This window comes from Bradyrhizobium sp. LTSP857, from assembly GCF_000938285.1.
Classification (GTDB): domain Bacteria; phylum Pseudomonadota; class Alphaproteobacteria; order Rhizobiales; family Xanthobacteraceae; genus Bradyrhizobium.
The window spans coordinates 38,540-51,898 of sequence record NZ_JYMS01000032.1; the positions used below are offsets into that span (position 1 = coordinate 38,540).

At 64.6% G+C, this 13,359-nt stretch carries 15 protein-coding genes and 1 pseudogene; 4 read left to right on the forward strand and 12 right to left on the reverse strand.

The genetic code is table 11. The features are described from left to right. Window positions 1–11 precede the first annotated feature (11 nt). The 3 genes from lysA to argH all read right to left on the reverse strand — a co-directional run bounded on the left by lysA (window position 12) and on the right by argH (window position 3,081). Entirely contained in the window at window positions 12–1,277 is a 1,266-nt protein-coding gene (gene lysA, locus UP06_RS20945; RefSeq protein ID WP_045005371.1) for a diaminopimelate decarboxylase, read from the reverse strand. 23 nt (window positions 1,278–1,300) lie between these two features. After that, window positions 1,301–1,591, reverse strand: coding sequence for an LPS translocon maturation chaperone LptM (lptM, locus tag UP06_RS20950; protein ID WP_045005770.1), 291 nt, complete (start codon window positions 1,589–1,591; stop codon window positions 1,301–1,303). Between the two features lie 92 nt (window positions 1,592–1,683). After that, a complete protein-coding gene (gene argH, locus UP06_RS20955) occupies window positions 1,684–3,081 on the reverse strand; it encodes an argininosuccinate lyase (protein ID WP_045005373.1) in 1,398 nt (465 codons plus the stop codon). 101 nt (window positions 3,082–3,182) lie between these two features. Between argH and tlpA the strand changes: the two genes are divergently transcribed. Then, window positions 3,183–3,848 carry a thiol:disulfide interchange protein TlpA gene (tlpA, locus tag UP06_RS20960; protein WP_045005375.1) on the forward strand — a complete coding sequence of 222 codons (666 nt, stop codon included), beginning with the start codon at window positions 3,183–3,185 and terminating at the stop codon, window positions 3,846–3,848. 13 nt (window positions 3,849–3,861) lie between these two features. Here tlpA and UP06_RS20965 read toward each other — a convergent pair whose 3' ends face one another. The 7 genes and pseudogenes from UP06_RS20965 to UP06_RS20990 form a co-directional block, all read right to left on the reverse strand. Then, the gene (locus UP06_RS20965) at window positions 3,862–4,056 is read right to left on the reverse strand and encodes a hypothetical protein (protein WP_045005377.1); all 195 of its coding nucleotides are present in this window, start codon (window positions 4,054–4,056) and stop codon (window positions 3,862–3,864) included. Between the two features lie 175 nt (window positions 4,057–4,231). Continuing rightward, window positions 4,232–5,113 (reverse strand): 3-hydroxybutyryl-CoA dehydrogenase, encoded by an 882-nt coding sequence (locus tag UP06_RS20970; protein ID WP_045005771.1) that lies wholly within the window; start codon window positions 5,111–5,113, stop codon window positions 4,232–4,234. 209 nt (window positions 5,114–5,322) lie between these two features. Then, window positions 5,323–5,805, reverse strand: a 483-nt coding sequence (locus UP06_RS42140; RefSeq protein ID WP_245305511.1) for an electron transfer flavoprotein subunit alpha/FixB family protein, incomplete at its 5' end; no start/stop codon positions are given. Between the two features lies 1 nt (window position 5,806). Further along, window positions 5,807–6,275, reverse strand: a pseudogene (locus UP06_RS42145) (electron transfer flavoprotein subunit alpha/FixB family protein); the annotation flags it as partial. Then, window positions 6,275–7,024: an electron transfer flavoprotein subunit beta/FixA family protein gene (locus UP06_RS20980; RefSeq protein ID WP_045005379.1), complete on the reverse strand. Its 750-nt coding sequence runs from the start codon at window positions 7,022–7,024 to the stop codon at window positions 6,275–6,277. The pseudogene UP06_RS42145 and the gene UP06_RS20980, both read right to left, overlap by 1 nt. 125 nt (window positions 7,025–7,149) lie before the next feature. After that, window positions 7,150–7,722 (reverse strand): cob(I)yrinic acid a,c-diamide adenosyltransferase, encoded by a 573-nt coding sequence (locus UP06_RS20985; RefSeq protein WP_045005381.1) that lies wholly within the window; start codon window positions 7,720–7,722, stop codon window positions 7,150–7,152. A 67-nt stretch (window positions 7,723–7,789) separates the two neighbouring features. Next, a complete protein-coding gene (locus tag UP06_RS20990; RefSeq protein WP_045005383.1) occupies window positions 7,790–7,984 on the reverse strand; it encodes a twin transmembrane helix small protein in 195 nt (64 codons plus the stop codon). Between the two features lie 149 nt (window positions 7,985–8,133). Between UP06_RS20990 and UP06_RS20995 the strand changes: the two genes are divergently transcribed. Beyond that, on the forward strand, window positions 8,134–9,051 hold the full coding sequence (locus UP06_RS20995; protein ID WP_502691255.1) for a YihY/virulence factor BrkB family protein: 918 nt from the start codon (window positions 8,134–8,136) through the stop codon (window positions 9,049–9,051). On the opposite strand, the gene UP06_RS21000 is transcribed toward UP06_RS20995, so the two are convergent. Then, on the reverse strand, window positions 8,978–10,264 hold the full coding sequence (locus UP06_RS21000; protein WP_045005387.1) for an ATP-binding protein: 1,287 nt from the start codon (window positions 10,262–10,264) through the stop codon (window positions 8,978–8,980). The genes UP06_RS20995 and UP06_RS21000 overlap by 74 nt on opposite strands. Before the next feature lie 104 nt (window positions 10,265–10,368). Beyond that, window positions 10,369–11,241 carry a tRNA glutamyl-Q(34) synthetase GluQRS gene (gluQRS, locus tag UP06_RS21005; RefSeq protein ID WP_045005390.1) on the reverse strand — a complete coding sequence of 291 codons (873 nt, stop codon included), beginning with the start codon at window positions 11,239–11,241 and terminating at the stop codon, window positions 10,369–10,371. A gap of 217 nt (window positions 11,242–11,458) precedes the next feature. On the opposite strand from gluQRS, the gene UP06_RS21010 reads away from it, so the two are divergent. Both UP06_RS21010 and UP06_RS21015 read left to right on the forward strand, forming a co-directional pair. Beyond that, on the forward strand, window positions 11,459–12,106 hold the full coding sequence (locus UP06_RS21010; protein WP_045005392.1) for a DNA-3-methyladenine glycosylase family protein: 648 nt from the start codon (window positions 11,459–11,461) through the stop codon (window positions 12,104–12,106). A gap of 95 nt (window positions 12,107–12,201) precedes the next feature. After that, window positions 12,202–13,287: a DUF2855 family protein gene (locus tag UP06_RS21015; protein ID WP_045005394.1), complete on the forward strand. Its 1,086-nt coding sequence runs from the start codon at window positions 12,202–12,204 to the stop codon at window positions 13,285–13,287. Window positions 13,288–13,359: the final 72 nt, after the last annotated feature.

The window sequence follows — 13,359 nt, forward strand, 5'->3', positions numbered from 1 at the left end:
CGCCGACGCCGTCAAAGCCACGGTGCCGGCGTATCCATCGCAATGAGCTGCTCGACCTCGATGCGCGGGCGCACGACCGCGTACTGGTCGCCCTTCACCAGCACCTCGGGCACCAGCGGCCGCGTGTTGTAGGTGCCGGCCTGCACGGCGCCGTACGCACCTGCGGTCATGATGGCGATGAGATCGCCCACCTTTGGGGTCGGCAAAGTGCGGTCGAGCGCGATGTAGTCGCCGGTCTCGCAGACCGGGCCAACGACGTCAGCCGTGATCGTGGCCGCGCCCTTGGCCGGCTGCGTCACCGGCAGGATGTCGTGATGGGCCTCGTACAGCGTCGGGCGGATCAAATCGTTCATCGCGGCGTCGATGATCACGAAATTCTTGCCATCGCCGTGCTTCACATAGATCACCTTGGCGACCAGGATGCCGGCATTGCCGACGATCATGCGGCCCGGCTCGAACATCAGCGTGCAGCCGAGATTGTGGCTGACGCGCTTGACCATCGCGGCATAGGCATCGGGCGCCGGCGGCGCCTCGCGATCCATGTAGTAGGGAATGCCCAAGCCGCCGCCGAAATCGACATGCGAGATGTTGTGGCCGTCGGCGCGCAGCGTCTGCACGAATTCGGAGAGGATGCGGAACGCGGTCTCCATCTTGGAGAGATCAGTGATCTGGCTGCCGATATGCACGTCGGTACCGGTCACCTCGATGCCGGGCAGCTTCGCGGCGCGCGCATAGACCTCGCGGGCATGCACGATCGGAATGCCGAACTTGTTCTCCGACTTGCCGGTGGAGATCTTTGCGTGCGTGCCGGCATCGACGTCCGGATTGACGCGGATCGAGATGCGCGCGGTCTTGCCCATCTCGGTCGCAAGCCGCGACAGCAGCTCAAGCTCAGGCTCGGATTCGACGTTGAGGCAGAGGATGTCGGCCGCAAGTGCGGCGCGCAGCTCGTCCTCCGTCTTGCCGACACCGGAGAACAGGATTTTGCTTGCCAGAAAGCCGGCGGCCAGCGCGCGCTTCAATTCGCCGCCGGAGACCACATCGGCGCCGGCGCCCAGCTTGGCCAGCGTGCGCAGCACCGACTGGTTGGAGTTCGCCTTCATGGCGTAGCAGACCAGCACCTTCTCACTGGCAAAGGCATCGGTGAAGACGCGATAGTGCCGCTCCAGCGTCGCGGTCGAATAGCAATAGAACGGCGTGCCGACGGTTGCGGCCAGCTCGGACAGGTTCACCGCCTCGGCGTGCAGCACGCCGTTGCGGTAGTCAAAATGGTTCATGGCGTTGGCTCAGTTGCCCCAGCTCACTTGCTGGGTTTGTCGTCCAGGAGCGGGTCGAGGATAAACGGTTTCTTCTTGCCCTTGGTCGCCGCCGGCGGGGCATCCGCGCCATAGGTGGGATTGAACACGCTCGGCGTCTTCTGGGCTTCGGACTCGGTGTCGGTCGGCGCCGCGATATTGGCCGTGGACGCGTTGGAGGCGGTTGGCGGCAGATCGAGCGGGCCCTTGCGGCCACAGCCGGCGAGCGCAAGCGCGCTCAGGCTCAAGACAATGATGGCCCACCCCGAGCCGGCCGGGCGAAACTTTGACGTCACGACGAAATCCCCACTACGCGGCCGCACCATACAGAGATTGGCGCACTCTGGCGAGAGCCGGATGACCATGAAACATAAGTGAAATTTTGCCCTCAGCCCAATTTTCGCTCTTTTTCCAGCCGCTTCGCCCAGGCCTTGGCCTGGCTCGCCACGTTCTTCGGCGCGGTGCCGCCAAAGCTGGTGCGGCTCTTCACCGACGATTCGACCGAGAGCACGCCGAGCACGTCCTTGGTGATCTTCGGCTCGATTGCCTGCATCTCCTTGAGCGGCAACTCGTGCAGCGCCACGCCGCCCTCGGCGGCCTTGGCGACGATGCGGCCGGTGACGTGATGGGCGTCGCGGAACGGCATCTTCAGCGTCCGCACCAGCCAGTCGGCAAGATCGGTCGCGGTGGCGTAGCCCTCACCCGCGGCGGCCTTCATCTTGGCCTCATCCGGTTCGAGGTCGCGGACCATGCCGGTCATGGCGCGGATCGCCAGCGACAGCGCGGCAAAGCCCTCCATCGCGCCCTGCTTGTCCTCCTGCATGTCCTTTTGATAGGCGAGCGGCAGGCCCTTCATCACGATCAGGAGACCGTTGAGCGCGCCGATGACGCGGCCGGTCTTGGCGCGCACCAGCTCGGCGGCATCCGGGTTGCGCTTCTGCGGCATGATCGAGGAGCCCGTGGTGAACTTGTCGCTCAGCCGGATCATGCCGACCAGCGGCGAGGTCCAGATCACGATCTCCTCGGCAAAGCGCGACATGTGCACGGCGCAGATCGAGGCCGCCGACAACGTCTCCAGCACGAAATCGCGGTCGGAGACGGCATCGAGCGAATTCGCCATCGGACGATCAAAGCCCAACGCTTTTGCTGTGGCGTGACGATCGATCGGGAACGAGGTGCCGGCGAGCGCGGCGGCGCCGAGCGGAGATTCGTTCAGCCGCTTGCGCGCGTCCTGGAAACGGCCACGGTCGCGCGCGGCCATCTCGACATAGGCGAGCAGATGATGGCCGAAGGTCACGGGCTGCGCGGTCTGGAGATGCGTGAAGCCGGGCATCACGGTCGCTGCATGTTCGAGCGCGCGATTGACCAGCGCCGCCTGGAACGCGGCGAGCGCGGCGTCGGTCTCATCGAGAACGTCGCGGACATAGAGACGGAAATCGGTCGCGACCTGGTCGTTGCGCGAGCGCGCGGTGTGCAGGCGGCCGGCGGCGGGGCCGATCAGCTCCGACAGGCGGCTCTCGACGTTCATATGGATATCTTCGAGCGCGCGCTTGAACGTGAAGCTGCCGTTGCCGATCTCTGACAAAATCGTGTCTAGACCCTTGCCGATATTTTTCGCATCAGAGGCCGTGATGATGCCCTGCGTGGCCAGCATCGCGGCGTGGGCCTTGGATGCGGCAATGTCCTGGGCAAAGAGGTGACGATCGACGTCGATGGAGACGTTAATCTCTTCCATGATCTCATCGGGACGTTCCGAGAACCGGCCGCCCCACATCTTGTTGCTCATGATCCCCTGCTCGCGCCTTGCCTTGCCGCACGTTTGCTGGCCGCAGCCAGCCGTATTAAGAGGCCCCTGATAGCCATATCTGCGACCGGATGACAAACGATATGCTCGACCCCAAGCCCTCCGCTACGCGCCGGATCCCCCTCGTCATCGCCACCGTGGCGATCGGAGGGCTGGCCGGCTTCGCCGCGCTGTACGGGCTGGGCCTGAGCCGGGCCCCTGCCGGCGATCCGGCCTGCCGGGCGGCGGTCGCGACCGCCTCGAGGATCGCCCCGCTCGCCCGTGGCGAGGTGGCGGCGCTGACCATGGCGAGCGCCCCCTTGAAGCTGCCCGACCTCGCCTTCGAGGACGCCGACGGCAAGCCGAAGAAGCTGTCCGATTTCCGCGGCAAGACGCTGCTGGTGAACCTCTGGGCCACCTGGTGCGTGCCCTGTCGAAAAGAGATGCCGGCGCTGGACGAGCTTCAGGGTAAGCTTTCGGGCCCGAATTTCGAGGTGGTGGCGATCAATATCGACACCCGCGACCCCGAGAAGCCGAAAAACTTCCTGAAAGAGGCGAGCCTGACCCGGCTCGGCTATTTCAACGACCAGAAAGCCAAGGTTTTTCAGGATCTTAAGGCGATAGGCCGGGCGCTGGGCATGCCGACCTCGGTGCTGGTCGATCCGCAAGGCTGCGAGATCGCAACGATCGCGGGACCCGCCGAATGGGCGAGTGACGATGCGCTCAAGCTGATCCGGGCAACACTGGGCCCGGCCGCCGCGTCATTTTAAGCGCTGATACTCATTAAGCGCTGATATTCAGATTGCCGCCGACACCCGCACCGACATTGGCGAGCGAGGGCTGACCAGCGCCCAGCAGCGTCAGGACGGCGGATTTCTCCGCGTCCGCGTTCTGCTTCATCAGCGTCGCCGCGACATTCGACTGTAGCGCGCCTTGCTGAGAGGCCAGCATGCTGCTGACCATCGCCATCGTGTCCATTACGCAAACCCTCGTACCGGAGGCAGCCTAGGCGGGGTGGGTTAACGCGACATGAATTGTCACAGTGCCGTAGGGTGGGCAAAGCGAAGCGTGCCCACCAATTCCCTCGCATGAATGGAGAGGTGGTGGGCACGGCGCTTTGCGCCTTTGCCCACCCTACGGCACCGAGACCGTCTTACCTGGTCGGAACCGGCTTGGCGCCGCGGTAGTCGTAGAAGCCGCGCTGGGTCTTGCGGCCGAGCCAGCCGGCTTCGACATATTTCACCAACAGCGGGCACGGGCGATATTTGGAGTCGGCCAAACCCTCATGCAGCACCTGCATGATCGACAGGCAGGTATCGAGGCCGATGAAATCGGCGAGCTCGAGCGGACCCATCGGGTGGTGCGCGCCGAGCTTCATCGCCGCGTCGATCGCCTCGACGTTGCCGACGCCTTCATACAGCGTGTAGATCGCCTCGTTGATCATCGGCAGCAGGATGCGGTTGACGATGAAGGCCGGGAAATCCTCGGAGACCGCGACCTGCTTGCCGAGCTTGGCGACGAATTCCTTGGACGCCTCGAAGGTCGAATCGTCGGTGGCGATGCCGCGGATCAGCTCGACCAGCTCCATCAGCGGCACCGGATTCATGAAATGAATGCCGATGAAGCGCTCGGGCCGGTCGGTCGCCGCGGCAAGCCGCGTGATCGAGATCGAGGACGTATCGGAGGCGACGATCGCCTCCGGCTTCAACACCGCGCAGAGCTCGTGAAAGATCTTGCGCTTGACTTCTTCCTTCTCGACCGCGGTCTCGATCACGAGATCGCAGTCCGCGAGGTCGTCGAGCTTTTCGGCGAGCTTGATGCGCCCGATCGCCTTGGCCTTTTCATCCTCGCCGACGGCCTTCTTCGAGACCTGGCGCGCCAGATTGCCGTTGATGGTGGCCATGCCCGACTTGAGGCGATCGCCCGAGATGTCGTTGAGCACCACGTCGAAGCCGGCCAGCGCCGCGACATGCGCGATGCCACTGCCCATCTGCCCCGCGCCGATCACGCCGACCTTCTTGATCACTGCCGCCATAATGTCATCCACCGGAACGGCGCGCATCTCGCGCCTGCCTAATCCCCTGAGCCGGGAGGTCTGATTTAATCAGAAGCCTGATTTAATCAGAATCCTGGCTCGAAACCTAGATTGGATCGCTTCCCCGGCGTGCCCCACGCCAAAGAAAACGCCTCGAAAAAGAAACACCGGCCGGAGTGTAGCACTCCGGCCGGTGTTTTTACGCGTTTTTACTTGCCAAGCTTGGCGAGTGCGTCGGTCAGCTCAGGAACCGCCTGATAGAGGTCGGCGACCAGGCCGTAATCGGCGACCTGGAAGATCGGCGCGTCCTCGTCCTTGTTGATCGCGACGATCACCTTGGAGTCCTTCATGCCGGCCAGATGCTGGATCGCGCCGGAAATGCCGATCGCGACATAGAGCTCGGGGGCCACCACCTTGCCGGTCTGGCCGACCTGCCAGTCGTTTGGCGCATAGCCGGCGTCGACCGCCGCACGCGAGGCACCGACACCGGCGCCGAGCTTGTCGGCGAGCGGCTCGATGTATTTGGCAAAGTTCTCGCGGCTCTGCATGGCGCGGCCACCGGAGACGATGATCTTCGCCGAGGTCAGCTCGGGACGGTCGCTCTTGGCGACTTCCTCGCCGACGAAGGACGACAGGCCCGGATCGGCCGCAGCCGCCACGCTCTCGACCGGCGCGCTGCCGCCGTCGGCGGCNCCGCCGCGAAGGTCGAGGTGCGGACCGTGATGACCTTCTTGGCGTCCTTCGACTTCACCGTCTGGATGGCGTTGCCGGCATAGATCGGACGCTCATAGGTGTCGGGGGCGACGACCTTGATGATCTCCGAGACCTGCATGACGTCGAGCAGAGCTGCGACGCGCGGCATCACGTTCTTGAAGCGGGAGGTCGCGGGCGCGACGATCGCATCGTAGGACGGGGCCAGCGAAACGATCAGCGCGGCCAGCGGCTCGGCGAGATCGTGCGCGTAAGCCTCGCCCTCGGCGACCAGCACCTTGGCGACGCCAGCAAGCTTTGAGGCCGCATCGGCCGCAGCCTTGGTGCCCTGCCCGCCACCGGCGACCAGCACGTGAACGTCGCCGCCGAGCTGGGACGCTGCGGTGAGCGCCTTGTTGGTGGAGTCCTTGAGGACTTCGTGCTCGTGTTCTGCAATCAAAAGCGTCGTCATCAGAGCACTCCGGCTTCGTTCTTGAGCTTCGACACCAGCTCGGCGACGTCCTTGACCTTGACGCCAGCCTTGCGGCCCGCGGGCTCCGTCGTCTTCAGAACTTCGAGGCGCGGGGTAACGTCGACGCCGTAGTCGGCGACGGTCTTGTCCGCGATCGGCTTCTTCTTGGCCTTCATGATGTTGGGCAGCGACGCATAGCGCGGCTCGTTGAGACGCAGATCGGTGGTGACGATCGCCGGTCCCTTCAGCTTCACGGTCTGCAAGCCGCCGTCGACTTCGCGGGTGACCTTGAAGTCGGAGCCATCGACTTCGAGCTTCGAGGCAAAGGTCGCCTGCGACCAGCCCAGCAGCGCGGCCAGCATCTGCCCGGTCTGGTTGCTGTCGTCGTCGATCGCCTGCTTGCCCAAAATGATCAGGCCGGGCTGCTCTTCTTCAGCGATCATCTTCAGGATCTTGGCGACAGCGAGCGGCTCGACGATGCCGTCGGCCTTCACCAGGATGCCGCGGTCGGCGCCCATGGCGAGACCGGTGCGGATCGTCTCCGACGCCTGCGCCGGTCCGATGGAAACCACCACCACCTCGGTGGCCTGGCCGGCTTCCTTCAGGCGCAGCGCTTCCTCGACCGCGATTTCGTCGAACGGGTTCATCGACATTTTGACGTTGGCGAGTTCAACGCCCGATCCATCGCTCTTGACGCGAACCTTGACGTTGTAATCGACCACCCGCTTTACCGGTACCAAGACCTTCATCGATCCTCTTTCACTCAATTTGGGAGGGGGGTTATCAACTGGCGCGGAACCTAAAGGCCTGATCCGGCCCGGTCAACGCGCGAAGGGGCCTAATTTTAGCCCCCTGAAATGCGCCGCTCAATGGGTCAGCGATTCTGGCCCGGAACCCAGAGCACGTCGCCCGCGCCATTATGGTTAGCGGCGCGGCTTGCGACGAACAGGAAATCCGACAGGCGGTTCATATACTGGATGCCAGCCGCACCGACGGGCTCGCCGGGCCGGGCTGCCAGTTCCACCATCACCCGTTCCGCCCTGCGGCAAATTGTACGCGCGACATGGAGGTGGGCCGCGGCCGGCGCGCCGCCCGGCAGCACAAAGGAGGTGAGCGGCGCGAGGTCGTCGTTGAGCGCGTCGATGTCGCGCTCGAGCCGCTCGACCTGGCTTGCGACCACCCGCAGCCGCTCCGCTTTGCCCTCCCGCTCGGGCACCGCGAGATCGGCGCCGAGATCGAACAAATCGTTCTGGATGCGGCTGAGCATCGCATCGAGCTCTGGCGCGTCCTTGGTGTGGAGGCGCACCACGCCGATCGCGGCATTGGTCTCGTCGACCGTGCCATAGGCCTCGATGCGCAGATCATATTTCGGACGGCGTTCGCCGGAGCCGAGCGCCGTCGTGCCATCGTCACCGGTTTTCGTATAGATGCGGTTGAGCACAACCATATTCGCCTCGTTAATCTTTGGGCATGATCTTATCAGAAAACCGCTTCGCACTTTTCCGGATCATGCCCTAACGTCCCATCGCCCACACGGCAAGCATCGCGATCACGATCGCCACGAACTGAAGCAGCACACGCCAGCGCATCAGCTTCTGCGATGTGTTGGGCGAACCGCCGCGCATCATGTTGACGAGACCGAGCACCAGCACGATCGCCACGGCGCCGGCTGCCACCGGCAGGATGAAGGTACTCAAAAGGGATGCCATGGGCGGTAGATAACACCGTGTGCGCCGGTCCGCCATCGCGTTCGCGATCTGGCTTTCAGGCCAATAATATCAGAAGCTAGCTTGATGATTTCTGATTTGCATCAGTTGCCGGCCTTCTTCGCCTCTCCCCGCAGGCGGGGAGAGGGAGCATGAGCAGCGGTCTAGGTCGCGCTGTGAAAGTAATCCGCACCATCTACATCGTCGTGATGGACGCCTTCTACACGTTCCTGGCCGACGACGGCTGGGCGATCGCGAGCCATATCGCATTGTCGACGCTGATGGCGCTGTTCCCGTTCCTGATCGTGCTGACCTCGCTCGCCGGCTTCTTCGGTTCCAAGGAGCTCGCCGATCAAGCGGCAAGCCTCATGCTCGAGGTTTGGCCGAGACAGGTCGCCGATTCGCTCTCCGGCGAAATCCACGACGTGCTCACCACCACCCGCACCGGCGTGCTGACCATCGGCGCGGTGCTGTCAGTCTACTTCGCCTCCAATGGCGTCGAGGCGCTGCGGGTGGCGCTCAACCGCGCCTATGCGGTGGTGGAGATGCGGCGCTGGTACTGGCTGCGGCTGGAATCGATCGGCTACACCCTGGTCGCCGCCTTCACCGCGCTCGCCATGGCGTTCCTGATCGTGCTGGGACCTCTGATCATCGCGGCGACACGCCGTCATATTCCGCTGGTCGTCGAGTCCAACGAAAGCATCCTCACCTGGCTGCGCTACGGCATCACCATCGGCGCGCTGGTGGTGGCGCTGATCATCCTGCACACTTGGCTGCCGGCGGGACGCCGCGGTTTCCTCCAGATCCTGCCCGGCATCGTCTTCACCATCGTAGCGTCGCTGATCTCTGGCATCGTATTTGGCCAGTACCTGGCGCGCTTCGCCAACAATTACGTGACGATGTATGCGGGACTGGCCTCGGTGATCATCGCGCTGGTGTTTTTGTATTTCATCGCCGCGATCTTCGTTTACGGGGGCGAGCTCAACGCCGCGATCATCAAGTCGCGGCTTCCTCACGGCGTCTCGCTTCAAGCAGCGCAGTCGCTAAAGCCCGCGGAGACACAGGCTTGACCAGGAAGGCGTCGGCACCGGCTTCGCGCGACGCCGCTTCGTCCTCTCCGCGGCCAGACACCCCGATGATGGGGATTTGAGCGAGGGGCGTCTGCATATTGCGGATTTGCCTGATCGCCTCGACGCCGTCGATGCCCGGCAAGACCATGTCCATCAGCACCGCGTCGAACGCGCCTTTCGCGAGCCGGTTCACCGCGTCCTCGCCGCGCCCGATGAATTCGGCATGATGGCCGAGCTCGGTCAAAATGGTGTTGAGCACGACGCGACCGAACGGATTGTCCTCGACGCTGAGCACGCGTAGCGCCGCCAGCGCATCCGTCTCGCTGCCGCCCGATTTGCGGGACTTCGCCGGTCCCGCGGCATCGAGAGAGACCGTCAGCGTGAACGTGGCGCCGCCGCCCCGCCGCGGCGCGACCGAGATGTCGCCACCCATCGCGCGCGCGAGTTGCTTCACCGAGGACAGCCCCAAGCCGGCGCCGCCGAAGCGCGAGGCAATGGTGACATTGGCCTGGGTGAAAGGACGGAACAGCCGCTTGATCTCGGCCATGGTCAGGCCGATGCCGCTGTCGGATATCGCGAAGGCAACGCCGACTTTGCGCTTGTCCTTCGCCTTGTCCTTTACTGTGGCCTTGCCGCTTCCCTTGCCTTTGGCGGGGTACCAGGGCGCGGCCGAGATCGCCACGCCGCCCTGGTCGGTGAATTTCACGGCATTGTCGATCAGGTTCTCGAGCGCAGCGCGCAGGCGGACGGGATCGCCGACCACGAGGCCGGCGAGCTTTTCGGAGATCTCGACCTCGGCCTGGAGGCCCTTGGCCGCGGCACGCCCGGCGAGGGAATCGCCGGTGCTGCGGGCGAGCGCCCGCAGGTCGAACAGGTCCTGCCGCAGCGAGCTTCCGCCCCTCCCGGCCCCCCTGCCGGTTTTGGCGGCGTCGACGAACAGGGTGGCAAGGTTCGCCAGATGTTCGGCGCCAGCTTTGATGGTGTCGGCCCAGCGCCGTTCCCGCTCACCGAGATCGGAGGTCGAGAGCAGGTCGCTGATCGCGAGAATTCCAGTCAGGGGGGTGCGAACCTCATGGGCAAAGGCGGCGAGCGCCGCCTGGACCACGTCCGGCGCGACCGCCTTGGTGCTGCGCTTGCGCACCTTGCCGGCCGCCCCGGACCGCTTCCGAGGCGGTCGCCTGGACGTCCGCGTAGTGCGCGCTTTCGCCGCCATAAATCCCCTTCGAAGTCTTCCCTTCGAACCCCGGGCCGTCAGGCAAGCATGGCACGGAGGAACACCTGGAGTCACGGCGGTGTTTGGCTAACCCCCAGAGAAACTTAACCTAATCCCACCAACCCACGGATACCGGCGGGCGAGGCGCCGGCAGCGCGCAACTCCCGCAGGCCTGTCGAGCCGGTTGATTTCGACAGCTTCCGCCCCTCTCCGTCGCGAATCAGGGCGTGGTGGCGATAGGCAGGCGCGGGCAGACCGAGCAGGACTTGCAGCAGGCGGTGGACCGAGGTGGCATGAAACAGGTCCTGACCCCGCACCACCTCGCTGACCTCCTGGAGCGCGTCGTCGACCCCCACAGACAGATGGTAGCTCGTCGGCGTCTCCTTCCGGGCCAGAATCACGTCGCCCCAGGCCTCGGGCCGCGCCTGAACGAGGCCACACTCGCTGTCAGGACCCTCGCCCAGCTCGTTCCAGGTCAGGCTGGAAACGCGCTGGGAAGCAGCCGCCATGTCGAGCCGGAGCGCGTAAGGTACGCCGGACTCGATCAGTCGCGCGCGCTCGTCAGCGGACAGCGATTTCGCAATCCCGGGATAGAGCGGCGCACCATCGGGATCGCGCGGCCAAAGGCCATCGGCCTCGCGCACAGCCACAAGCTTTGCAATCTCGGCGCGGCTCTCGAAAGCGGGATAGACGAGACCCAGCGCGGAGAGTTTTTCGAGCGCAGCGCGATAGTCGGCGAGATGCTCCGACTGCCGCCGCACCGGCGTCTCCCAGGCAATCCCGAGCCAGCCGAGATCCTCATAGATCGCGGCCTCGAACTCCGGCCGGCAGCGCGTGGCGTCGATGTCCTCAATGCGCAGCAATAGCCGGCCGCCGGTTTCGCGCGCGCGGTCAAAGTTGAGCAGCGCGGAATAGGCGTGGCCGAGATGCAAGTAGCCGTTCGGGCTCGGGGCAAATCGGAAAACGGGTGGCGGCATATGACAAGATCTCGTTATGGCCGGGCATAGCCGTCCGAAGGGACGGCGTCGCTTCCGCTCGCCTATGTCTCGGCCATCCACGTTCTTCAGTGTCACACGCCGACCGTGTCAAGGCCGTGGACAGATACGAACACTGTCACCCATGCTAAACATCCCGCGCAGTTGGATGGCCGGGACAAGCTCGGCCATAACGCCCGAACGAGTTTGCCGAATTGCAATGACCATCCACCTCGAGACCCAGTCCGACCTCGAAGAGGCCGTCCACACGCTGATCAAGCGCGATCCGCGGCTCAAACCCGTGCTCGAGACCGCGGGCATGCCGGCGTTGCGACGGCGCGAGCCGGGCTTTACGGGGCTCGCCCATATCGTCTGCGGGCAACAGCTTTCGACCGCGAGCGCCGCCGCGATCTGGGGACGGCTGTCCACCGCCTTCGATCCGTTCGACCATGAGGCGGTGCGGCGCGCCCGCACCGGCCGGCTGGGGCGGCTCGGGCTTTCCGCGGCCAAGATCAAGACGTTGAAACATCTCGCGCGCGAAATCATCGCGGAGCGCGTAAACCTCGACGTGCTGGCGGAGGAAGATGCCGATGCCGCCCACCACACGTTGATCGCGCTGCCCGGCATCGGGCCGTGGACGGCCGACGTCTATTTGCTGTTCTGCCTCGGTCATGGCGACGCCTGGCCGGCCGGCGACCTCGCCGTGCAGGAGGGCATCAAGATTGGCCTGGGCCTTCAGGCGCGACCGACGGAAAAGCAGATGGCGCCGCTCGCCGAGCCGTGGCGGCCGCTGCGCGGTGCTGCCGCACATCTGTGGTGGAGCTATTACCGCGCGGTGAAAAAGCGCGAGGGCGTGCTCACGACGTGAGAGCTGCCGAACAACGTTTAAAACTATGTTGCTGTTGCAAACGACGCGCGCGTGACGGATGAGATGCCGGCGCGGGCAGGAGCCGGGATCGAACCATGACAGCCACCGACTTCATCGTCGCGCGAGACGATTTCGAAACCTGCAAGACGATCGCGACCACGCTTCCTGATAGCGACGCGCTGCCGCAGGACGCGCTGCTGGTGAAAGTCGACCGCTTTGCGCTGACCGCCAACAACATCACCTATGCCGTGCTCGGCGACGAGCTGAAATACTGGCAGCTGTTTCCCGCACCACACGGTTTTGGCAACATTCCGGTGTGGGGCTTTGGCGAGGTGATCGCCTCAAAACATCCGAACGTGGCCGTAGGCGAACGGCTGTTCGGCTATTTCCCGATGGCGACGCATCTCGTGATCGAGGCCACCGACGTCAGCAAGCGCGGCTTGCGCGACGGTGCCGCGCACCGGCAAGGCGTGGCGCCGGTCTACAACGCCTATGCACGTGTCAGCAGCGATCCGGCCTATGCCGGACGGCAGGGCGACTACCAGGCGCTGCTGCGGCCGCTGTTCATGTTGTCGTTCCTGGTCGATGATTTCCTGGCCGAGAACGACGATTTTGGCGCAGGCGCTGTGCTGCTCTCGAGCGCGTCGAGCAAGACCGCGTTCGGGCTCGCCCATCTCCTGCATGCGCGCGGTCGCAAGGTGATCGGGCTGACATCGGCAGGGAACACCAGCTTCGTCGCCTCGCTTGGCTGCTATGACGAGGTCATAACTTATGACCGCGCGCGGTCGCTGCCGTCAGATGCGGCGGTTGCGTTTGTCGATATGGCCGGCAACAGCGCACTGCGCGCCGATCTGCACCGGCATTTTGGCGACCAGATGAAATGCTCGGTGCGCGTCGGATTGACACATCGCGCCACCGATGCCGACGAAGGCGAATTGCCCGGCGCCAAACCGCGCTGGTTCTTTGCCCCGGACCAGATCCGCAAGCGCGCCAAGGAATGGGGCCCGGGCGGCATCGAGCAGCGCTTTGGTGCGGCATGGTCGGGCTTTGCACCGCGGCTGGAGCGATGCCTCACCGTGGTCGAGAGCCGCGGACCGGAGGCGGTGCGGCAGGTCTATCTCGACACACTGAAGGGGCGCATTCCGCCTGAGCAGGGCCACATGCTCTCGCTGCTCGGGTAAAGCGCTTTTGGCGCGCGACGAACCGGTATAGCGTTTGACCTCAGAGGAAACGCCGCGAAGACGGCACGAGGT

Bases quoted from the DNA above. Each gene is read 5' to 3' on its own strand.
- lysA (WP_045005371.1), bottom strand. From the start codon at position 1,277: ATGAACCATTTTGACTACCGCAACGGCGTGCTGCACGCCGAGGCGGTG.
- argH (WP_045005373.1), bottom strand. From the start codon at position 3,081: ATGAGCAACAAGATGTGGGGCGGCCGGTTCTCGGAACGTCCCGATGAG.
- tlpA (WP_045005375.1), top strand. From the start codon at position 3,183: ATGCTCGACCCCAAGCCCTCCGCTACGCGCCGGATCCCCCTCGTCATC.
- UP06_RS20965 (WP_045005377.1), bottom strand. From the start codon at position 4,056: ATGGACACGATGGCGATGGTCAGCAGCATGCTGGCCTCTCAGCAAGGC.
- UP06_RS20970 (WP_045005771.1), bottom strand. From the start codon at position 5,113: ATGGCGGCAGTGATCAAGAAGGTCGGCGTGATCGGCGCGGGGCAGATG.
- UP06_RS20980 (WP_045005379.1), bottom strand. From the start codon at position 7,024: ATGAAGGTCTTGGTACCGGTAAAGCGGGTGGTCGATTACAACGTCAAG.
- UP06_RS20985 (WP_045005381.1), bottom strand. From the start codon at position 7,722: ATGGTTGTGCTCAACCGCATCTATACGAAAACCGGTGACGATGGCACG.
- UP06_RS20990 (WP_045005383.1), bottom strand. From the start codon at position 7,984: ATGGCATCCCTTTTGAGTACCTTCATCCTGCCGGTGGCAGCCGGCGCC.
- UP06_RS20995 (WP_502691255.1), top strand. From the start codon at position 8,134: ATGAGCAGCGGTCTAGGTCGCGCTGTGAAAGTAATCCGCACCATCTAC.
- UP06_RS21000 (WP_045005387.1), bottom strand. From the start codon at position 10,264: ATGGCGGCGAAAGCGCGCACTACGCGGACGTCCAGGCGACCGCCTCGG.
- gluQRS (WP_045005390.1), bottom strand. From the start codon at position 11,241: ATGCCGCCACCCGTTTTCCGATTTGCCCCGAGCCCGAACGGCTACTTG.
- UP06_RS21010 (WP_045005392.1), top strand. From the start codon at position 11,459: ATGACCATCCACCTCGAGACCCAGTCCGACCTCGAAGAGGCCGTCCAC.
- UP06_RS21015 (WP_045005394.1), top strand. From the start codon at position 12,202: ATGACAGCCACCGACTTCATCGTCGCGCGAGACGATTTCGAAACCTGC.